24 protein-coding genes are annotated in these 19,825 nt (G+C 70.7%); 11 read left to right on the forward strand and 13 right to left on the reverse strand.

Going from position 1 to position 19,825, the window contains the following annotated elements; all coding sequences use genetic code 11:
* Positions 1-25: 25 nt before the first annotated feature.
* Positions 26-595, reverse strand: a complete 570-nt coding sequence (locus OHA89_RS02980) for a DinB family protein (protein WP_266617081.1) — start codon at positions 593-595, stop codon at positions 26-28.
* Between the two features lie 372 nt (positions 596-967).
* On the opposite strand from OHA89_RS02980, the gene OHA89_RS02985 reads away from it, so the two are divergent.
* Both OHA89_RS02985 and OHA89_RS02990 read left to right on the forward strand, forming a co-directional pair.
* A complete protein-coding gene (locus tag OHA89_RS02985; protein ID WP_266617057.1) occupies positions 968-2,086 on the forward strand; it encodes an endonuclease/exonuclease/phosphatase family protein in 1,119 nt (372 codons plus the stop codon).
* Between the two features lie 202 nt (positions 2,087-2,288).
* Entirely contained in the window at positions 2,289-3,449 is a 1,161-nt protein-coding gene (locus OHA89_RS02990; RefSeq protein ID WP_266617059.1) for an esterase-like activity of phytase family protein, read from the forward strand.
* Positions 3,450-3,590: 141 nt separating this feature from the next.
* Here the strand turns inward: OHA89_RS02990 and OHA89_RS02995 are convergent, their stop codons facing one another.
* A complete protein-coding gene (locus OHA89_RS02995; protein WP_406365114.1) occupies positions 3,591-3,818 on the reverse strand; it encodes a hypothetical protein in 228 nt (75 codons plus the stop codon).
* 535 nt (positions 3,819-4,353) lie between these two features.
* Between OHA89_RS02995 and OHA89_RS03000 the strand changes: the two genes are divergently transcribed.
* Together OHA89_RS03000 and OHA89_RS03005 are read left to right on the forward strand one after the other, a co-directional pair.
* Complete coding sequence (locus OHA89_RS03000; RefSeq protein WP_406365115.1) at positions 4,354-4,779, forward strand: nuclear transport factor 2 family protein; 426 nt, start codon at positions 4,354-4,356, stop codon at positions 4,777-4,779.
* Positions 4,776-5,624 (forward strand): NmrA family NAD(P)-binding protein, encoded by an 849-nt coding sequence (locus tag OHA89_RS03005; RefSeq protein WP_406365117.1) that lies wholly within the window; start codon positions 4,776-4,778, stop codon positions 5,622-5,624. The genes OHA89_RS03000 and OHA89_RS03005 overlap by 4 nt, the downstream gene beginning before the upstream one ends.
* A 173-nt stretch (positions 5,625-5,797) precedes the next feature.
* On the opposite strand, the gene OHA89_RS03010 is transcribed toward OHA89_RS03005, so the two are convergent.
* The gene (locus OHA89_RS03010) at positions 5,798-6,520 is read right to left on the reverse strand and encodes a dienelactone hydrolase family protein (RefSeq protein ID WP_406365119.1); all 723 of its coding nucleotides are present in this window, start codon (positions 6,518-6,520) and stop codon (positions 5,798-5,800) included.
* 292 nt (positions 6,521-6,812) lie between these two features.
* Between OHA89_RS03010 and OHA89_RS03015 the strand changes: the two genes are divergently transcribed.
* Positions 6,813-7,418: a TetR/AcrR family transcriptional regulator gene (locus OHA89_RS03015; protein WP_266617066.1), complete on the forward strand. Its 606-nt coding sequence runs from the start codon at positions 6,813-6,815 to the stop codon at positions 7,416-7,418.
* A gap of 139 nt (positions 7,419-7,557) precedes the next feature.
* Here the strand turns inward: OHA89_RS03015 and OHA89_RS03020 are convergent, their stop codons facing one another.
* A complete protein-coding gene (locus tag OHA89_RS03020; RefSeq protein WP_266617068.1) occupies positions 7,558-7,866 on the reverse strand; it encodes a hypothetical protein in 309 nt (102 codons plus the stop codon).
* An 87-nt stretch (positions 7,867-7,953) separates the two neighbouring features.
* On the reverse strand, positions 7,954-8,427 hold the full coding sequence (locus tag OHA89_RS03025; protein WP_266617070.1) for a DUF5990 family protein: 474 nt from the start codon (positions 8,425-8,427) through the stop codon (positions 7,954-7,956).
* Positions 8,428-8,596: 169 nt separating this feature from the next.
* Between OHA89_RS03025 and OHA89_RS03030 the strand changes: the two genes are divergently transcribed.
* Together OHA89_RS03030 and OHA89_RS03035 are read left to right on the forward strand one after the other, a co-directional pair.
* Positions 8,597-9,481 (forward strand): SDR family NAD(P)-dependent oxidoreductase, encoded by an 885-nt coding sequence (locus OHA89_RS03030; protein WP_266617072.1) that lies wholly within the window; start codon positions 8,597-8,599, stop codon positions 9,479-9,481.
* An 89-nt stretch (positions 9,482-9,570) separates the two neighbouring features.
* Complete coding sequence (locus tag OHA89_RS03035; protein WP_266617074.1) at positions 9,571-10,134, forward strand: TetR/AcrR family transcriptional regulator; 564 nt, start codon at positions 9,571-9,573, stop codon at positions 10,132-10,134.
* Positions 10,135-10,148: 14 nt separating this feature from the next.
* Here OHA89_RS03035 and OHA89_RS03040 read toward each other — a convergent pair whose 3' ends face one another.
* The 3 genes from OHA89_RS03040 to OHA89_RS03050 form a co-directional block, all read right to left on the reverse strand.
* Positions 10,149-11,231 (reverse strand): CU044_5270 family protein, encoded by a 1,083-nt coding sequence (locus tag OHA89_RS03040; protein WP_406365122.1) that lies wholly within the window; start codon positions 11,229-11,231, stop codon positions 10,149-10,151.
* Positions 11,228-11,884, reverse strand: coding sequence for an RNA polymerase sigma factor (locus tag OHA89_RS03045; protein WP_257552664.1), 657 nt, complete (start codon positions 11,882-11,884; stop codon positions 11,228-11,230). The genes OHA89_RS03040 and OHA89_RS03045 overlap by 4 nt, the downstream gene beginning before the upstream one ends.
* A gap of 99 nt (positions 11,885-11,983) precedes the next feature.
* Positions 11,984-12,409, reverse strand: a complete 426-nt coding sequence (locus OHA89_RS03050) for a MarR family winged helix-turn-helix transcriptional regulator (protein WP_266617078.1) — start codon at positions 12,407-12,409, stop codon at positions 11,984-11,986.
* A gap of 62 nt (positions 12,410-12,471) precedes the next feature.
* On the opposite strand from OHA89_RS03050, the gene OHA89_RS03055 reads away from it, so the two are divergent.
* On the forward strand, positions 12,472-13,296 hold the full coding sequence (locus tag OHA89_RS03055) for an alpha/beta fold hydrolase (RefSeq protein ID WP_266617079.1): 825 nt from the start codon (positions 12,472-12,474) through the stop codon (positions 13,294-13,296).
* Positions 13,297-13,306: 10 nt separating this feature from the next.
* On the opposite strand, the gene OHA89_RS03060 is transcribed toward OHA89_RS03055, so the two are convergent.
* Together OHA89_RS03060 and OHA89_RS03065 are read right to left on the reverse strand one after the other, a co-directional pair.
* Positions 13,307-13,840 (reverse strand): DoxX family protein, encoded by a 534-nt coding sequence (locus OHA89_RS03060; protein WP_266617083.1) that lies wholly within the window; start codon positions 13,838-13,840, stop codon positions 13,307-13,309.
* A 193-nt stretch (positions 13,841-14,033) separates the two neighbouring features.
* On the reverse strand, positions 14,034-15,275 hold the full coding sequence (locus tag OHA89_RS03065) for an MFS transporter (RefSeq protein WP_266617080.1): 1,242 nt from the start codon (positions 15,273-15,275) through the stop codon (positions 14,034-14,036).
* A gap of 99 nt (positions 15,276-15,374) precedes the next feature.
* On the opposite strand from OHA89_RS03065, the gene OHA89_RS03070 reads away from it, so the two are divergent.
* Positions 15,375-16,460 carry a DUF5937 family protein gene (locus OHA89_RS03070; protein ID WP_406365125.1) on the forward strand — a complete coding sequence of 362 codons (1,086 nt, stop codon included), beginning with the start codon at positions 15,375-15,377 and terminating at the stop codon, positions 16,458-16,460.
* Positions 16,461-16,492: 32 nt separating this feature from the next.
* On the opposite strand, the gene OHA89_RS03075 is transcribed toward OHA89_RS03070, so the two are convergent.
* Positions 16,493-17,269 (reverse strand): hypothetical protein, encoded by a 777-nt coding sequence (locus OHA89_RS03075; protein ID WP_406365127.1) that lies wholly within the window; start codon positions 17,267-17,269, stop codon positions 16,493-16,495.
* A gap of 301 nt (positions 17,270-17,570) precedes the next feature.
* Between OHA89_RS03075 and nadE the strand changes: the two genes are divergently transcribed.
* Positions 17,571-18,401, forward strand: a complete 831-nt coding sequence (gene nadE / locus OHA89_RS03080) for an ammonia-dependent NAD(+) synthetase (protein WP_266612670.1) — start codon at positions 17,571-17,573, stop codon at positions 18,399-18,401.
* 9 nt (positions 18,402-18,410) lie between these two features.
* On the opposite strand, the gene OHA89_RS03085 is transcribed toward nadE, so the two are convergent.
* The gene (locus OHA89_RS03085) at positions 18,411-18,626 is read right to left on the reverse strand and encodes a hypothetical protein (RefSeq protein ID WP_266612672.1); all 216 of its coding nucleotides are present in this window, start codon (positions 18,624-18,626) and stop codon (positions 18,411-18,413) included.
* 13 nt (positions 18,627-18,639) lie between these two features.
* Positions 18,640-19,059: a hypothetical protein gene (locus OHA89_RS03090; RefSeq protein WP_406365129.1), complete on the reverse strand. Its 420-nt coding sequence runs from the start codon at positions 19,057-19,059 to the stop codon at positions 18,640-18,642.
* Positions 19,060-19,131: 72 nt separating this feature from the next.
* Here OHA89_RS03090 and OHA89_RS03095 point away from each other — a divergent pair, with 72 nt between their 5' ends.
* Positions 19,132-19,767, forward strand: a complete 636-nt coding sequence (locus tag OHA89_RS03095; RefSeq protein WP_266615246.1) for a TetR/AcrR family transcriptional regulator — start codon at positions 19,132-19,134, stop codon at positions 19,765-19,767.
* The last annotated feature ends 58 nt before the right edge of the window (positions 19,768-19,825 follow it).

The raw sequence follows: 19,825 nt of genomic DNA on the forward strand, positions 1-19,825 counted from the left end.
CCGAAAGCCGGTCACCCAGAACACCTCACTGGCCCACCCTTCCGTCGACGCACTCGCGCAACAGGTCGGCGTGCCCGCAGTGACGGGCGTACTCCTCGATCCTGTGCACCATCAGCTCCCGCACGGCGATCTTGTCCTTCCCCACGCGCTCGCCCAGATCCTGGTGCTCGGCCAGCGCGGCGTCGGTCGCCGCCTGCTCACGCTCCAGATCGGAGTACGCGGCGTCGACCGCGGCCTGCTCGCCGACGGCTTCCTCGAAGTCCGCATCACGCCGGCCGTACAGCTTCGGCAGCGGTTCACCGTCGCTGATCCAGTTGTGCCAGTCCCGTTCCACCTCGGCGAGGTGCCGGAGCAGGCCGAGCAGCGACATCGTCGACGGCGGAACCGACCGACGGGCCAGTTGCTCCGCATCCAGGCCCTCGCACTTCATCCGCAGGGTCATGCGGTAGCCCGTCAGGAAGTCCTGCAGCGTCGCCGGCTCGCCCTCCGGACTGTGCCCGTCTTTGTGGCGGGGATCGTCGTCCGGGTCAGCCCACATGTCGGGGTAGACGCTCGCGGGGCTCCATCGTGCGGGTAGATCACTCATGCGTTCCATACTCGTCTGTGAGGGATCAAGCCAGCCAGCGGGTTTCTCAACGGCGTTCACTTCGGGATCCGTTGAGGACGAGGGCGGCGGGGCCGATGTCACCGATGCGGCCGGGGCTGGGGCTGGGCGTGACGTGTTACCGGGTGCGCCACCGTCGCCGGCCACGACGCCGGCCTGTCCGGGATGCCCTCGACGACGTCCGGTTCGGCCCGGCCGCGGATCAGCAGGATCTTCGGCGGGTGCACCCCGGTTTCGATCGTCAGGGCGACCGCCGGGGCATCGGCTGCCCGGCCTACAGCCGGATCGCCACATCCCGCGGGCCACCTTAGATTCGCCGAGGGCGCGGGATCTCGCCCGCTTTTCGACGAAAGGTCCGCCTGCATGATTCGCCGTTGGCTCACAGCCGCCCTGGGCGCGCTCCTGCTGCTCACACCCGGGTCTCTCTCCGCGGCCTCGGCCGCCGCCCAGCCCACAGACCAGCTGCGGGTCATCACCCGCAACCTCTACCTGGGTGCCGACCTCGCGCCCGTCCTCGCCGCCACAAGCCCGCAGACGCTCGTCGCCGCAGTGACCACGGTGTACGCGAACGTCCAGGCGACGAACTTCCCCGAGCGCGCCGAGGCACTGGCCGACGAGATCGCCGACGGCAACCCCCACCTCGTGGGCCTCCAGGAAGCCGTGCTGTGGCGCAGCCAGACCCCAGCCGGACCGGGCAGCGCCACCCACGTCGAGTACGACTTCCTGCAGATCCTGCTCGACAAGCTTGCCTCCCGAGGCAAGCACTACGCGGCCGTGGCCACCGTCACCGTCGGCAGCGACTTCGAGGCCCCTCGCTCCCTGCCCGGCGGCGGCGGTCTGCAGGACATCCGGCTCACAGACCGCGACGTACTCCTGGCCCGCACCGACCTGCCCGCGCACGTCTTCTCCGTGGCCAACCCTCAGGCGGCCCGGTACCAGGCCCACGTGCCTCTCTGCCGCCCGCTGTTCGGCTGCGTTCCGCCCGACAACGTCCCCATCCGCATCGAGCGCGGCTGGGTCGCTGCCGACGCCACCGTGCGCGGCCGCACCACCCGGGTGGTCACCACCCATCTGGAGCCCGCCGCTCCCACGGTCCAGGAAGCACAGGCCGACGAACTGCTCGCCGGCCCGCTGAACACCAAACTCCCCACCGTGCTTCTCGGCGACCTGAACTCGGCCGCCGGCGGAGTCGGCGCAACACCGGGAACAGCCACCCAGAGCCACAACAAACTTCTGGCCGCCGGCTTCACCGACGCCTGGACCGCCACCCGCCCCCGCAACCCCGGCTTCACCTGCTGCCAGGCCCCCGACCTGCGCAACGTCACCTCCAACCTCAGCCAGCGCATCGACTACGTGCTCTTCCGCGGCAAAATCACCGCGCTGGCGACCAAACGAGTGGGCCACACACAGGCCGACCGCACCCCGTCAGGCCTGTGGCCCTCCGACCACGCCGGCGTGAGGGGCGTGCTCCGACTGCGTTGAGCGGCCGCCGCCCAGACACGCGTACGGGCGGAGCGATCCCCGAAGTCCCAGCAGGCACCCACCGACCTCGAGATCCCGCACAGAGGGCATCTGCCGCAGCGTCAGGTCCGTGCGCCAGCAGGCGGCGACCGGGCGAGCCCGGGGCCCGATCACACGGATGGGTGACTGCGCTCGGTGCGCATCCCGGGCCAAGATCGAATACATGAAAACCTCCTTGATCCGCCACGTTTGTACCGCGGCCCTGGTGCTGACTGCGACGATGGCCCCCGCCGTGGCAGCCCAGTCGGACGACACCGCCGCACGGTCCCACATCGGGGCGCAGGCCCGGTTGCTGGGCGAGAAGATCGTTCCGCACAAACTCCCCTTCCAGAACACGACTGTTGGCGGACTGTCCGGCATCGACCGGGATCCGTGCACGGGCGAGTACGTCATGATCAGCGACGACCGCTCGTACCTGCAGCCCGCCCGCTTCTACACCGCCAGGATCGCGGTGGACGGCGCCGGGGTGCACTCCGTCGACTTCACCGGCACCCACCCGTTCCTGCAGCCGGACGGCTCCGTCTACCCACCCGCGAGCGCCGGCGACGGCAAGGCCGTGGACCCTGAAGAGCTGCGGGTGGACCCGTGGAGCTGCCGGTACTGGTGGGCACAGGAGGGCGACCGGCCGAAGGCGTCGAGCGATCCGGTGATCCAGCCGTCGATCCAGTTCGCCACTCGCTCCGGTGCCCACCGTGGTCAACTGCCCCTGCCGCCCAACTACGAGGTCAGCATGGGCGATCGGGGCCCACGGCGGAACAAGGCGGTGGAAGCGATCACGTTCGGAGCCAGGAACGGCGTGCTCACCAGCGCTGTCGAGGGTCCGCTGCTCCAGGACGGCCCGGAGCCCGACCTGGTACACGGCGCACTGATTCGCGTCACCCAGCAGAGCCGGGCGGGCGACGTGCTCGGGCAGTTCGCCTATCCCCTGGAGAAGATCTTCACCGAGTCCGACCCGTCCAGCCCGTGGCCCCCGGACACCGGTGTGCCCGCGATCCTCGCCTTCCCCGAGGACCCCAGCCGCTACCTCGTACTCGAACGCACGTGGGTGGCAGGCGCAGGCTTCAAGATCCGCATCTACGACGCCACCACCCGTGGCGCGACTGAGGTGCAGAACGTGGACTCCCTGGCCGGGCAGAGCGTCGTACCGATGCGCAAGGAACTGGTCGCGGACTTCCACGACTTGGGCCTGTCCACGGTCGACAACACCGAGGGCATGACCTGGGGCCCGACCCTGCCGGGCGGCGAACGGACCCTGCTCCTGGTCAGCGACGACAACTTCGCCCAGGACGAGGTCACCCAGATCGTCGCACTCGGCATCCGCTGAGACTGACGACCGGCGCCGATGTGCCGGTGGGGCCGAGGCGGTGTGGTTGGCGCACGCAACGGCAGTGACCTCGCCGTCCGGTTGGCCGGCGCCCCGATGGGCGCCGGCCTGTGAAGCGCCCCGAGCTCCTAACCCGAACTCCTAATTGGGGGCCACCTTGCAGGCGCTCACCGCGGTCCCATTGGTCACACCGCCCGCGGTCAGACCGGACACACACTGCGCGTTGTCTCCGTTCGGCTCGACGCTGCCGTTGACCTGGTTGATACAGGCCGTGACGTCCGCGTGGGCGGCCGGGGCCGTGAAGGCCGCGCCACCGAGTGCGAGGGTCAGGCCGGTGAGGACGCTTGCGATACGGGTAGACGTGCGCATGGGATGCATACCTGCTCTCCGGGATCGCCGCGCGGCCCGGGACCTGGGTATGCCGGAACCCGCGTGGGAACGGCGCCGAGCGCACGCGGCCCATGTACGGCCGCGTGGCCCGGGCCCCCGCACCGGACCTGCTCGGCAGGGTTTCCCCTCCCTCCTTCGACGCTAGAGCAGCCCCCTGCCGCACGCACCCGCTGGGGCCCGCTTCCGGCTCGGGAACCGCACTCGTGCACATCGCGGCGTTCGCGCCCGACAAGGGCGAATCCGTGAACACGCTCATCGCCGACCCGCCGACCCGGCGAGGTCGCCGCGCTCATCAAGAAGGCCGCAGCCGCGGCTGATTCCGGCCCGCAGCGCGCGTAATGGCAGCCGGTCAACGGCCGTTCAGTGCAACGACCGTCGGCTGACGGGCCGATTGTGAACCGGACCGACAGTCCGTATGCTTCATTTCATGCGGACTGTCGGTCCGTTTTCATTCGGGCGGTCCGTCCTGCGGGCCTGGAACGCCGTGCCTTCGAGCAGAACGGAAACCTTGATCATGACAATCCCCATGGCACCCGCGGAGCTGTACCGCCACGGTCTTCGGCTCCTGCTCGAGAAGGACATCCCCGCCTGGGTGGAACTGTGGGACGACAACGGCGTCCTCGAGTTCCCCTTCGCGCCCGAAGGCTGGCCCCTGCGCCTCGAAGGCAAGGCCGCGGTCGGCGCCTACATGCGCCACTACCCCGACCACGTCGACCTGCACGACTTCCCCCACGTGGAGATCCACCAGACCACCGTCCCCGAGAGGATCGTGGTGGAGATGCGCGGGGTCGGCCGCCTGGTGGAGACCGACAGCCCCTTCGACATGACCTACATCGCCGTGGTCACGGTGAAGGAGGGGCGCATCACCTCCTACCGGGACTACTGGAACCCCCTCGCCGTGTCGCAGCCCGGCGCCGACTTCGTAGGAGCGAACCGTTGAACTCCCCCAGCACCATCCTGGTCATCGGGGCCACTGGCACCACCGGCCGCCGTGTCGCCGCCGGCCTGATCACCGAGGGCCACCGCGTCAGGGCCGCCGGCCGGAACGCCACCCCGGTGGAGGGCGCACAGGCTGTCCGCTTCGACTGGAACGAGCCGGCGACCTGGAGCGAGGCCCTCGACGGCGTCGACCGCGTCTACCTCGTCCCGCCCATCGGCTCTTCGGACCCTGCCGCGGTCATGCTGCCCTTCCTCCGCCAGGCCCGCGCGGCAGGCGTGCATCGTGCCGTGCTGCTCAGCTCATCGGCGATCCCCGCGGGCGGACCCGCGGTGGGCCAGGTCCACGAGGCCCTGCCCGGCCTGTTCGAGCAGTGGGCGGTGCTGCGGCCGTCCTGGTTCATGCAGAACTTCGCCGCCTCCACCCCCCACGCGCGCAGCATCCGTGACGAGGGCGCCATCATGTCGGCCTCGGGAGAGGGCCGCGTCGGGTTCATCGACGCCGAGGACATCGCCGCCGTCGCCGTACGCGCCCTGACCGACGACCAGGCCCCCAACACCGACCTGATCCTGACCGGGCCGCAGACACTGAGCTACGCCGACGTCGCCGCGACCATCGCCGAGGTCACCGGCCGGCCCGTGGTGCACCGGCAGCTGACCTTCGAGCAGCTGCGCGACCGCTGGGCGGCCGAAATCCCGCTGGAGTTCGCCACCATGCTGGCCGGCATGGACCGCGCCATCGCCGAGGGCGCGGAGGACCGCACCTCGGACACCGTCCAGCACCTCACCGGCCGCCCGCCGGGCACGTTCCGCGCCTTCGTGGAACGGGAGGTCCAATGGAGCGGTTGATGTTCCATGACCGGCGCGAGAAGTGGAACAGTTCACGGCTTCGGGCACCGCGGACCCCTGCCTGGTTGGCAGGGGCCCGCGGTGCCGAGAGCTGAGGAGAGCCGGGACCCGTCCTCGACGAGCGGCGTCCCGGCCGACACCGCCTACCCTGCTGTCGGCCTGACGGCCCGGCCTCACTTCAGGTGCCGGCCAAAGAACCGGGTCCCGTCCTCCACCTCGAACCACGGGGTGCCGGTGTGCCCGCCCAGATTGGCGTGCAGCGTCTTCTCCTTGGTGCCGAAGGCGTCGAACAGGTCCAGGGCCCGCTGCCGGGGGTTCCCTTCGTCGTCCCACTGCAGCAGGAACAGCAGCGGAATGGTGACTTGCCGGGCCTCCTCGCGCTGGGCGAGGGGCACGTAACCCCCGGCGAAGAAACCGGCCGCCGCGATGCGCGGCTCGACCGCCGCCAGCCGAATGCCGACGGCGGTCCACCCCGAGTACCCGACCGGGCCGCTGATCTCGGGCAGCGAAAGGAGGGCGTCCAGGGTGGTCCGCCATTCCGGGACCGCCTTTTCGACCAGCGGGCCGATGAAGGACTCGAAGATCTCATCGACCGGCTCGCCGGCCTGCATCGCCCGGCGGAGGTCGGCGCGGACCTGCTCGTCGGCGGCGGAACGGGGCCGGTCACCGCACCCGGGGGCGTCGATGCTGGCCACCGCGTAGCCGGACGCCGCGCAGTGCCGGGCCCGGGCAACCAGCCGGGCTGCCCCCTTGGGCAGGCCGTTGTTGTGGGCCATCAGGATCAGCGGGGTCAGTGCGGCGGATTCAGGGGTCCACAGGGTTCCGGGGATCTCGCCGAGGGTGAATTCGCGTTCGAGGACGCCGTCGTCGAGGCGCTGTTCAGAAGTGAATTGCATGGTCGTGCCTTTCGGGAGGGCTCAGAGACGGCGCTCCCGGACGACCTATCGCCCGGCCGTGACCCCGGAGGGGAGCACCCATGTCGATACTGCGTTCACGGGTACCACCTCCTCGTTCTCTGGCACGGCTTCAGGGAAAGTAGCAGTGGTCGCCTGGTCCGCCAAACGGTTTCTTGCGCGGACTCCGCGGCGTTCCTGGCCGGGCGCGCGGGCCGCCACTGACGCGAACCCACCGCATACCATGAACCGTTCCGGGGGTCCGGGACAGGACTCGGACCAAGGAGGAGGAACCGTGGCCCAGCGCACCGAGCGCGCGGACGCCCTGCGCAACCGAGAAGCCGTGCTGGCCGCCGCCGACGCCCTCTTCGCCGAGAGCAGCAGCCCCCACAGCGTGTCGATGGACGACATCGCCGCAGCCGCGGGCGTGGGCAAGGGCACGCTCTTCCGCCGCTTCGGCGACCGTGCCGGCCTGATCGGCGCCGTGATCGCCTCCCGCCTCGAACCCCTGCGGCAAGCCGTGCGGGAAGCGCAGGACGCGGCCGGGTCCTCACCGCGGCAGCGGGTGCTCGACCTCCTCGACGCCTCGCTGCGCTTCAAGATCGAGAACCGGCACCTGATGTCGGCCGCGGAGGACGCCGGGCTCAGCAGCCCCTACCAGGCCGGGCACTACGGCTGGTGGCACGAAATCCTTCGTGCGGCGCTGGACCAGGTGCCTGGCGTCCACGACGCGGATTTCACCGCCCACGCCCTGCTGGCGGCCATCCGCGCCGACCTCGTGGCGCACCTGATCGACGACCAGAAGATGACACCCGACAGCCTGCGGGCCTCGCTCGCGGCCCACATCGACAACGTCCTCGGCAACAGATCCGATCCGCCCCGCACACCCGACGCGGCCTGAGGGCCCGGCGGGCGGCCTGCTCAGAGACCGAACATTCAGGGAGCCAGCAGGGGGCCGAAGGTCTGCGTCGCGATCCCGTACCCGCCCTCCAGCTGGACCCGGTGCCGGGTGCCACGGCGGAAACGGGTACGGCCCCGGACTATCGGACGCTTCCGCCCGCCACGGCCCGCCTCAGGGCCTCCACGCTCGGCGCCCCGTCGGTGCGGCCGTCCGCGTCGCGGTACAGGCGGCAGGAGACGCTCGGGGCCGCACCGGCGAGCGCGAACGGGTCGGCGCCGTCGAGCAGCACGGTGGGCGAGCCGGTCATGCCCCAGCGCGCGGCCTCCGCCTCAGTCCGCACCTCGACCAGCTCCACCTTCGCCGCCCGGCCGTCCAGAGCGGCGGCGATCCGCTCACGTGCGACCGGCGCGTTGGGGCAGTCTGGAACGGTCAGTACGGTGATCCGCATGAGTGCTGTCCTCCCACATCATGGTGTGGACATCCGACGCTAGACCTCTGCGCCATCCTGTCGCCGCACCGACGGTGCCCGACACCCTCAGCCGGCGGGTTCCGCGACCCAGGTGATGCGCGGGGGTACGACCCGCGCGCACACCGGTTCGCCGCATGCGTCGGTCAGACCCAGACGCCCGACCAGCAGGCCGCCATCCGCGGCGGCCCTGAGCACCTGACCGGGCACGGCATCGAGCATCAGCTTGGCGCGGCGGAACATCGTGAAGGCGCCCTCCTCGTCGACCGTGCCCCACGACAGGTAGACGAACCGGCCGCCCGGACGGCCCTGCACGTACGGGCCCTTCACATCGGGGCCCGCCGGGGAAGCGACGACGGTGCACTCCAGGGTCCAGGTCGCGGTCCTCGCATCACCGGGCTGCGGATCGAGGAGCTCGGCCGGGCGATCGCGTCGCTGTACGGCGACGTGGACGTTCCCGTAGAACGGCGCCCCTCCGTCAGCGGTGGCTCCGGGCGGGCAGGTGAGGCCGGGTAGCTCGACGGCTTCGATGCGGATGCGCATACCGGCCATCATCCACGCCGTCCTCCCCACCGCGGCCTCCCCCCCCAACTCGCCTGGCCGGGAGTGCCGCCGGCCAGCCGCTCACCGCTAAACGGATAGGCCATCCGGATCTGCTACGGTGGCAGCACTAAACGGATGACGTATCCGTATCGCGAGAACAGGATGTGCGATGAAGCAGACAGCCGTAGTCACGGCAGGGACGGCGGGGATAGGGCTGGAGACCGCCTTGGGGCTGGCCGCGGCAGGGCTCGCGGTCACCGCGGTCGGGCGCAGCGCCGAGCGCGGCGCTCGCGCGGTCGAGCGGATCAACGCCACGGCGCCGGAGCATCCCGCCCGGTTCCTGGCGGCCGACCTCGCCTCGCTCGATGCGGTCCGCGCACTCGCGGACCGCATCGCCTCCGAGGGCCCCTTGACCGTCCTGGTCAACAACGTCGGGGCGATGTTCGCCGAGCGGCAGGACTCGGTCGACGGCATCGAGGCGTCGTTCGCCGTCAACCACCTCTCGCCGTACCTGCTGACCGAGCTGCTGATCCCCACCCTTCAGGCCGGTGCGCCGAGTCGGATCGTGAACGTGACCTCGGGCTCGATCGGAGTCGCCAAGCGCACGTTCGATGCCGTCGAGCCGCCTGGCGGCTACTACGGCTTTCACTGGTACGGCCGCGCCAAGCTCGCCAACCTTGCCTACGCGCTGGACTTGTCCGGACGGCTCGACGGGACGGGCATCTCGGTCTTCGCCGCGGACCCCGGCGGCGCCGCGACCGACATGACCAACGGCACCATGCGCGATCCCAGAATCGTCTCCCCTGGACTGCGCCTGCTCTGGCCCCTTGTCCAGCGGAAGTTCGAGCGGTCAACCTCGGGTCCGGCCTCCGTTGCGGCCAAACCCTCGATCTTCGCCGCAACCGACGCCACGCTGGCCGGCCGGACCGGTCTCGTGATCGGACCCCAGGCGCATCCGGTCGCCCCCTTCCGCGCCGCGACCGACCCTCGCATCGCCGCGGCCGTCCGCCGCCTCAGTGAGCGCCTCACGGGATCCGTGAACCGATCAGCATGACCGCAGCGCTCAGGGAGGCGAGAGGGCAAGGCAACCTCTGGGGGTGGAGGCCCGGCGATCCGGATGAGCAATCCGGTTAGACTGCCCCCATGACGACCCCGCTACGCAAGGACGCCGCTCGCAACTGGGAACGGATCGTCGCCGTGGCCCGTGGCCTCATCGACGAGGGCACACCGCTGCAGCTCAATGACGTAGCCCGCCGCGCCGGGGTGGGCGTCGGCACCGTCTACCGTCACTTCCCCACCTCCGAGGCGCTCCTGGAGACCGTCGCCACCCCATGCCTGGAAGACCTCGCCGCCCAAGGTGAGCAGGCGCTGGCCGACGGCGACCCGTGGCAGGCACTCGTCGGCTTCCTGGCCCACACCATCGAAGCGCAGGTCACCGACGCGTCTCTGTCCCCGGTCACCGCCGCGCCCACGGACGCACTGCCGCGCACCACCGAACTGAAACGCACTCTCCGGTCGGTCGGAGAGCGGCTACTCGGCCGGGCCCAAGGCGCCGGGGTCGTGCGCGCAGACCTGACCCCCGGCGACTTGGTCCCGCTCATGTGCGGAATCGCCTACGCCGCGAACATGCACGGCAGCACCCCCGCCGCCCGTACCGCAACCGCCCACCGCTACCTGACCATGCTCCTGGAAGGCCTGCACGCCTAGGGGGTCTTGGTGCGTCAGCCCACCCGCGACGGGGTCCTCTTGATGCCGTCGACGATGGCCCGGTTCGTGATCGCGCTGGTGAAGGTGATCGTGCCGGGCTTGATCAGGGCCTGCTGTCCACGGTTCTCGTTCACCTGAACGGTGCGCTTGCCCAGGAAGACATGGGTGTTCCGCTCAAAGATCCACTCCTCGCGCTGACCGCTGTTCTCGTCCAGCCGGGCAACCGCCACCCCGGGCCGGCCCACCGCGTCCACCGCGTCCTGCACGACGACGACACCGGGGATCTTCGCGGCGGCCCTGAACAAGGCCGGGTACAGCGCCGCAGGCGGGTAGCTCTCGCCGAGCAGGTCGCCGATGGTGGTGAACGCCTGCTGTTCGGGTGAGTTGCCCATGCCTTCGGTCTCCTTGTAGATCTTGGCGAGCAGCTCGTCGGGGTCGGCGGTCAGCTTGGCCAGGTAGTCGTACGAGGGTGCGTTCAGGCCGGCCACCCGGGTGTTGCCCAACTCGTCGGGGAGGCTCAGGGTCTCTCCCTCGGGGCTGTCGTTGACGGCGGGGTCGATCAGCCAGCCCTTGGTGCCGTCGGGAGAGGCCCAGATCTGGCGGCGGTGCAGCTCGTAGCTGGCCAGGGTGGTCTTGTCGCCGACGGTCTTCAGGAAGGTGTCGGCCGTCTGGGACTCGATGTAGATGTACTGGCCGGGCTTGATGCCCTGTTGGGGCACCTCAGCCGCCGCCAGCGAGATCCGGTCGAGCAGTTCCGGCACGCCGTTGGTGGTCGCGGCGCCGACGGGCGTCGTCATGGCCGGTCCGGTGGCGAGGCCCCCGGCTTCGGTGCCGCCGGGCATCATCAACACGGCGACGACCGCCCCGGCGAGGGCGGTGGCCACGACGGGCAGTGTGATCGCCGGACGCGGCAGCCGGAATCGCCGCGCCCTGACCGGGGCTGCCGTCTCCGTACGCTGTTCCTGCTGGATCTGGGCCATCAAGAGCTCCTTGTGGAACTGGTGGCGGCCCGCCGGAAGGTCACGCGCCGTCTGGGAGAGCAGCCGTACGCCCTCGTCCCACTCGGCCGGACTCGGTCCGGACGTGTTCGCGTTCATCGGTTTCCTCCCTGCGCGGGCCGGACCACGTGTGCGTGGTCACCTCTTGTCTGTCGCGGCGAACCGCCGCCTTCCCGTTTTCCGCGCGCATTCTGCGGCGTCTTTTCGGCAGCCGGGCCGGCCGGTTCGTCCTCGGCGAGCACGCGCAGCTTCTTGCGCGCCCGGGAAAGCCGGGAGCCGACGGTACCGACCGGAATCCCGAGGGCTTGCGCCGCGGCTTCGTAGTCCAGGCCCTCCCCCAGGCACAGCGCCACCACCTCGCGCTCCGTTCTGCGCAGCGAGGCGAGGGCGGTCAAAGCCTTCGCGAGGCGGCGCCGGTCGTCGACTCGTTCGGCCACCTCTTCGGCGTGGTCGGGAACGGACAGCTCGGCCGCCGCTGCCGCGTTCGCCGCTGCCCGGTAGCGCCGGTTGCTCCGGTACTGGTTGCGGGCGGTGTTGGTGGCGACGCCCAGCAGCCACGGCCGCAGGGAGCCGCCCTCTGGATCGACCTTGTCACGCAGCCGCCACGCCTCCATGAACGTCGCGGCCATCACGTCCTCGGCCGTCGACCAGTCGGCGGTCAGTCGGAAAGCATGGTTGTAGACCGCGCGGGCATAGCTGTCGAAAAGCTCTGCGAACGCGCTTGAATCCCCGGCTCGTATCCGGGCTCGCATGTGAGTGCTCACCTCATTGAGCTGTCCGGCAGCGCACACCGGCTTCCCGTGACCTGCATCACACCTCGCGCCGATCGGAGCTCGCCGGCGCGTCATGCCTTACGGGCTCCCGTCCTCGTCGGGGTCGAGGCGTTGCAGCAGGTCGAGCAGGGTGGCGCGGTCGGCCGTGGACAAGGTGGAGAAGCATGAGGCCAGCACCGTATCGGCGATCTGGTGTCCGGCCTTCAGGACGCGCTCGCCTGCGGGGGTGAGGTGGTGTTCGATGCGGCGACCGTGCCCGGGGCGGCGTTCGACCAGACCCTGGGCGACCAGGCGTGCGGCGAGCGTGCCGAAGGCCTGCTCGCTCTGGAACGTGGCCGCGGCCAGCGCGCGGGCCGGCGTCCCGGGTGCGCCGCTGATCGCCCGCAGGGCGTCCCACTGGGCCAGTGTGGTGCCGACCGTGGCCAACTCTCGCTCCAGGGCGCGGTGCTGGCGGTACTGGGCCTGCTTGACCGCCCTGCCGAGGGTTTGCAGTTCATTGCGCATGGATCCAGCCTAATCCACAACCAAGCTAGCTTATATAAACTAGTTTAGTTACTGTGTGGAGCATGACTTCCACTCACACGGCCACCGTGTACCCGGACCTGCCCCTCACCCTGACCGAGGCCGGAACCGGCCGGCCCGTCCTGATCCTGCACGGCGGGGGCGGACCGGCCACGGTCGCGGGACTCTCCACCCACCTGGCGCGGACCACCCACACCATCACTCCGACACACCCCGGCTGGAACGGCACCGACCGCCCGGAGTGGCTGACCGGCATCGACGACCTCGCCCTTGCCTACCTCCACCACCTGCACGCCCGCGGACTGCGCGACGTCCTCGTCGTGGGCTCCTCGCTCGGCGGCTGGATCGGCGCCGAGATGGCGGTACGCGACACGGCGGGCCTCATCACCGGCCTCGTCCTGATCGACGCCGTCGGCATCCACGTCGCATCCGAGCCGATCCGGGACTTCTTCACCCTCGACGCCCGCGGCGTCGCCGAATTCGCCTGGCACGACTCAGCCCGCCACTACCGCGACCCCGCGCTCATACCGCCCGAGCAACTCACCGCCCAGCAGGCCAACATGGCCACCATGCGCGTCCTCGCGGGCGACCCGTACATGCACGACCCGAAGCTGCTGCGCCGCCTGCGGCAGGTCGAGATCCCCGCCCTGCTGCTCTGGGGCGAGAGCGACCGCATCGTCACGCCCGCCTACGGCGCGGCCTACGCCGACGGCTTCGGCAACGGCGCGTTCCAGCTCATCTCCCGGGCAGGCCACCTGCCGCAGATGGAGCAGCCGGACGACACCTTCGCCGCGATCGACTCGTACCTGCATCGCGCCGCCGGTTCCAGGGAGCGCCCCGACGGGTTCAAGACCGGCCAGGTTGCCTGATCCCCTGCCTTCAGTCCCGCAACAGCAGCACCACGACCGCCAGTACGACCCCCAGGGCCAGGGCGAGGAAACCGTACGCCAGCTTGTGGTCACGGAGCACCGGTACGAAACGGTCGAGGGCGAAGCGGCCCGGGCCGGTGAGGGCGAGGGTGACGGCCGCGGCGATGATCAGGGACTCGAGCTCGATGCCCTCCAGGCCGAGCACGGCGCCGGTCCACTTGACGGAAATGGCGTTGATCATGACGCCGACGATGGCGGCGGCCGCCAGCGGGGTGAGCAGGCCGAGGATCAGGCCCAGGCCGCCCAGCGTCTCGGTCAGGCCCGCGATCGTCGCCATGGTCTCGCCCGCCGGATAGCCGGCCTTGCTGAAGAACATGCCTGTGGTCTTGATGCCGGGGCCGTCGAACCACCGGAACAGCTTCTGGGTTCCGTGGACCGCCATGATCACGCCGAGCACGAGACGCAGCACGGGCAGACCGACGTCATAGGGGGTGGTGCTGATGGTTGCGGTGCGGGAAGCAGTGGGGAACCGGAGTGCGGTCATCATGTGCGCTTCCTGTCGGGGTGGGGAGAGGAGGGGAAAGCATCAGCCGCACCCAGAGTGACGAACAACAGGGCGAAATGCCCGCATGCGCATGTGCGAGTCGGCAACGAAGGACGCGCGTTCGAATCGAGCTGGTACAGCTCGTGGCGCCGCCGGCCGGGCCCACGGACGAGGACGAGGAGTAGTGGAGAGCTCACGAGCCTGCTCTCGCCGGGTGGGGGCGATCGCTGAGCCGCGTGCCTTCGTCCTTCTCGGCGGCAACGGCGGAGGCGGAGAGGAGTGTCGCACCGGCGAGGCTGCCCCAGAGGGCAGCCGAGCCGTGGGGTGCGAGAGCGGTGATGACGGCCGGAGAGACGGCGAGGCCGAAGCCCGTGGAGAGCTCGAAGCGGGCGAGGGTGCGTCCCAGGACATGGGCCGGGGCGAGGGCGGTCACGAGCGCGGTGGCGCTGCCGGCATAGATGATCTCGCCGAGGGTGCAGAGCACGGACACCGCGGCGACGGCCGGGGCACCCCAGCCGTGTCCCAGTGAGGTGGCCGCGAGGAAGCCGAGGTAGGACACGGCGAGTACCACGCCGGCGAGAGCCAGCACGGTGCGCCGGGAGAAGCGGGATAGCAGGACGGTGACCGGGACCTGCAGGGTGACCACCAGCACCGTGTTGGCCACGAAGATGGCTGCCGACCACACCGGGGATGCGTGCAGCTGTGTCAGCAGGACCAGAGGGAGCGCGATTTCGGGGACGTTGAGGCAGAAGACGTAGACCACGTTGGCGGCCAGCAGCGCGCGCGTCCGGGGTGCGGGCCCGTCGTCCCTGTCCTTGGCCGGGGTAGCGGCCGGCTGCGCGTACAGGTGGACCGACCACGCCAAGGCCGCCGCAGCCAGATACGCGAGCCCGGTGACGGCTGCCAGCGCCTGCAGTGCGCTGGTGCCGCCCGCCAGGCATGCTGTGGCGAGGAGCGCGCCCACGCCCAGGCCGGCGTTGCGCAGGGCGCGGCCTCCCGCGAGCGCGACGTCGCGTTCCCTGCCGTTGGCGACCGTGGCCACGAGAGCCGCGTGGGCGGCCGGCCATGCCTGGTTGCCGATGCCGAGGAAGAGCGCCGCCGTCGCGAACAGCCAGACGTGCCCCGCCGGGGCGGCCAGCAGCAGCGCCACACCGAGGACCCGCACCAGCATCGACGCTGCCACGACCGTGCTGCGTGCGCCCCGGTCCAGCCATCGGCCCACCGCCGGCATGCACACCAGACCCACGACGACGCCGACCGTCATGGCGATGCCGGTGACCGGCGCGGAGAGCCTCAGCACCGTCACCCCGTAGAGCAGCAGAAACGGCCGCAGCAGGCCGGTGCCGAGCGCGTCCACGGCCAGGGCGACGGCATAGCGGGGGCCTCCGGAGGCCCGGACGAGGGCGCGGAGCTTGATCTTGGTGGTGGTTGCCATGGCGTCAACGGTGCGTTCGGCCGCCGGGCCGGCCGCGTCGGTTGACGGACACCGTCAACCGACGACGTCGCCGGCCATCAGGTCAGCGATGATGAGGGGGTGACGTTGAGGATCGACATCAGCGGGCTGCCGTCCGAGCGACTGCGGTTCGCCGCCTCCCCACTGGCCGAGCTGACCGCGATGCTGCACGTACTGGCCGAACCCGGACATCATCCGCAGCTCGCCGGCTGGGCCGGGGACGTCTGGGCGGGGCTGCCGCCGGAGCTGGCCGAACGGTTGCGGGAGGCCGAGTTCCTCTGGCGTTCCTCACAAGCCGACTTCCTGCTCCCCGCCCGACCTCGAGCCACCCTCGCCGAGGAGTTGGACGACGTGGACCGGATCGACGACGAAAGGTATGTGACCGCCGCGCTCGTCACCACGTGCGGCAGCAACCGGGTCCACTTCGCCGCGCCGTCGCCGCTCACCGACGCGACGGCTCGCGAGCGGGCCCTGGACCTGGCCCAGGCCCGCGGCGCACGGCAAGAGGCCTTCGCGGAACGGCTGCTCGCGGACCCGGCCGCCGTGCGGGCGAGGGTGCGCCACACCCTCGAACAGTGCGCCGAGGCCTTCTTCGACGAGGCTTGGACGGGCGTCGCCGTGCAGCTCGCCACCGACCTGCGGCTGAAGAACGACCTGCTGAGGCGCCAGGGCATCGGGGCGGCACTCGCATCGGTCTCCGGCGCGGTCACCCTGGCACCGGACGGCGGCTGCATCATCGTGGACAAGCTGCAGGACAAGGCGACCGCCGCCCACGGAACCGGGGTCACCTTCATCCCCAGTGTCTTCGGCCGCCCGCACCTGGTGGCGGTCCACGCGCCCGGGTGGCAGCCGGTGGTGCAGTACCCCGTGTCCGAACCGGGTCCATCAGAGCCGGTATCGCTGGAGATGGTCACTCTACGGCTGGAGGCGCTCGCACATCCGGTACGGCTGCGGCTGCTGCGCACCCTGGCCCGCGGCCCGCACACCACCAGTGAGCTGGCCCACGCCTGGGAACTCACGCTCCCGGAGGTTTCCCGCCACCTCGCCGTCCTGCGCCGCGCGGGCCTGCTCACAGCCCGGCGGCACGGTCGTTACGTCCGTCACACCCTCAGCCTGCCCGATCTGACGGCGCTGGGCGCCGACCTGCTGGCGGCCGTACTGCGCTGAGTGCCTTCGGTGCCACGCAACGCCTGATCCCCTCAGGTTGCGGCGGCGGTCCCCACGTGCGCGGGTACGCGGCGCAGGTGGCGCCGCCCGGTGCCGACGCGACGGGTCGAAGCGACGGCTGCAGCGGCGATGGCGGCAGCAGCGATGGCGGCAGCGGCGTCCGCCAGGAACTCCGGCTGGGACACGCAGTATCCGGTGAAACCCGCGTCCGCCGTCTGGGCCGCTTCGCCCGCCACCGCCACCCGGTCCTGCGGACCGGGGCAGATCCCGCCGACCGGTCCCGGAAGGTCCGCGGCCGCCGAGGCCGCGGCGACGATCCGGTAGACCCAGGCGGCCGTGCTCTGCACCGAGAGCATGCCGTCCGTGAAGTCCGGGCAGGCGTGACGGCTGGTGAAGCCGAGTCGCACGACGGCCGGGTGCCGGGCCAGCGACGGGGCCCTGCGCAACGCCTCGGCGCTGTCTATGACCGGGATCAACGGGGTGCCCGGGCCGAGCGCGGCGACCCGGTCGAGGTCGTCCGTCCCGCCCACGCACGTGACCATCAGCCCGTCGACCGCCCCGGACAGCCTGCGCAACTCGGCTTCGCCCTCGGCACTGCGCGGCGGTGCGATCAACGCCCAGCACTGCCGCCCGGGCAGCACCGCCACATCCGGCATCCGGGCCGGGGCGCCCTCGACCTCGCGCAGGTCCAGGACGACCGCATCGGCGGCCAGTGCTGCTTCGGGAGCGGCTTCCGGAGTGCCGCTCGCGTCGGAACCGGCGGGGGACACGATGAGGAAGGTGACGGGGGTGGACGGGAGCAATCGCATGGGGATCTCCGTGGGGGCGGATGACGCCGGCGGCAGCCGGCAGGACTCCTTGCTCTCGCGGACGCTGACCCTCCGTACCGACACGGCAACGGAGGCGGGCGTCGATGCGTTCCACGGCCCTGCGGCGAAACGGGTTCACCAACCCTCGGCATCGGGAGGCGGATGGCTTGAACTCCGTCGCCCACCTCGGGTTCCTGGCCGGTATCCGGAACCCGGAACCTCTGCGAACCCCGGCCCGCCGCTTCGGTTAGGGTCGGCGGGACAGCACACCGTGAACCACGAACGACCACGAGGAGCAGCCGTGAGCCAGCCGGCGTCCACCGCCCTGCAGCAGGAGATCGCCCGGGAGCTCCTGGTGGCCGAGAGCTTCGACGCGCACCGGGAGATCGAGCGCCGGGTGGCCTTCCTCGCCGAGCGGCTCACCTCCACCGGCCTGCGCTCCCTGGTGCTCGGGATCAGCGGCGGCGTCGACTCCACCACCGCCGGCCGGCTGTGCCAGCTGGCCGTGGAGCGGGTCCGCGCGGCCGGTCACGACGCGACGTTCTACGCGATGCGGCTGCCGTACGGGGTCCAGGCCGATGAGAAGGACGCCCAGCTCGCCCTCGGCTTCATCAACGCCGACCGGGTACTGACCGTGGACGTCAAGTCCGCGAGCGACGCCGCGCTGGAGGCCGCCGTGGCCGGCGGCACCGTCTTCCGCGACGCCCACCACCAGGACTTCGTGCAGGGCAACATCAAGGCCCGCCAGCGCATGATCGCCCAGTACGCGGTGGCCGGCGCGCACGACGGCCTGGTCGTGGGCACCGACCACGCGGCCGAGGCGGTCTCCGGCTTCTTCACCAAGTTCGGCGACGGCGCGGCCGACCTGGTCCCGCTGACCGGTCTGACCAAGCGCCGGGTACGGGCCTGCGCCGACGCCCTGGGCGCCCCCGCCGAGCTGGTCTGGAAGACCCCCACTGCGGACCTTGAGACCCTGGACCCGGGCAAGGCCGACGAGGACGCGCTCGGAGTCACGTACGACGAGATCGACGACTTCCTGGAAGGCAAGCCGGTCGGCGAGCGGGCCTTCGACACGATCGTCCGCCGCTACCGCCTCACCGAGCACAAGCGACAGCTGCCGATCGCGCCGTAGCGGGTGGACTCAGATCGGCTCGGTGGCGAAGAGCTCCAAGTGGCCGCAGCGCGGGCAGCGGTAGGCGTCGATCTGCCGGCGGGGCCGGCCCAGCCTCTTCGCCCCGCCGAGCAGCCCGCGCTCCAACGGTCCGGCGATCCAGCGGGCATAGCCGCGAGCGCCCTCGCCGGTGTCCTCCACGAACCCCTGCTCAAGGCCGACGGCACCGCAGTACGTACACCTCATGTCGCTCGCCACCTCAGTGCACGGGGGTGGCGGCTACCAGCAGTGCGGCGAGCGCGACGGGGGCCGCCACCTGGTACCCGATCCACACCTCACCCCCGGCACTGCCGCCCCGCCATGCCATCAGCAGGCCGGCGAGCGCCGCCAGCACCCAGCCGATGTCGTAGGCAACCATGAGCCGCATGTACGTGGTCATCGGGCGGCTGCGCACGTACCCGATCTCGATCCCGCCACCGATCAGCAGGGCCACGCCGGACACGGCCATCAGCCAGGCGGGCACACCGAGCAGGTCACCGAGCCGGACAGCGCCGATGATGAAGGCGGCACCGAGCATCACCTTGAAGACGCCGTCGGCGACGGCCCCCGCCAGCATGCGTTTCGCTGACGAAGTCGCGGTCTGGGGCTGGTTCTTGGCCTGGGTCTGGTTCTGCGTCATGAGCGTTCCTCCCTGATGCCTGGTCAACTTCCCGTTCCGTAACATGATTACTACCATAATAAAATTATGAGAATGACGAGAGCCGAGACCAAGGAACGTAACCGCCGCGCCTTGCTGGATGCCGCGTTCCAGGTCGTCTCGCGAGACGGGTACCGCGCCAAGCTCGACGAGATCGCCGAGCGGGCGGGCCTGACCACCGGCGCCATCTACTCGCTGTTCGGCAGCAAGAGCGGCCTGGTGGTCGCCCTGGTCACCGACTACCTGCGGCCGCACTACGAAGAGATCGAACAGGCGATCCGAGCTGACATGGATCTCCTTGAAGCGGTCGACGCCTTCGCCCGGTTCTACCGGCGCAGTTGTGACGCCCCCAACGCGCTGTCCGGCCTGTCGCTGCAGATCACCCTGCTCGACATGGCCCTGCACGATCCGGAGTTGGGCTCCCGGCTCGCCGCATCCGTCCGGACGCATGAGAGCCACCTGATCGCATTGTTCACCGGCCGATCGCACAACGGGAACGTCGTGACGCCGCATCAGGCGCAGCGCCTGGCCACCGCGCTCCGGGCGCTGTTCGTCGGCCTCAGCCAGGGCGTCATGCTCGGCCTCGCCCACGGTGCCGACGAGCAGTACTTCGCCGACGCCGCCTGCGCCCTGGCATCCCGTACGGCCCTCATCGATCCGGCTCGGATCCATCCGCACGGGTCAGCGTGAAGTCCACGCCCTTGGGGTACTTGTCGGGCACGGTGAGTACCACCGTGCCCGGCTCATC

This window comes from Streptomyces sp. NBC_01546 (genome assembly GCF_045208355.1).
Classification (GTDB): Bacteria; Actinomycetota; Actinomycetes; order Streptomycetales; family Streptomycetaceae; genus Streptomyces.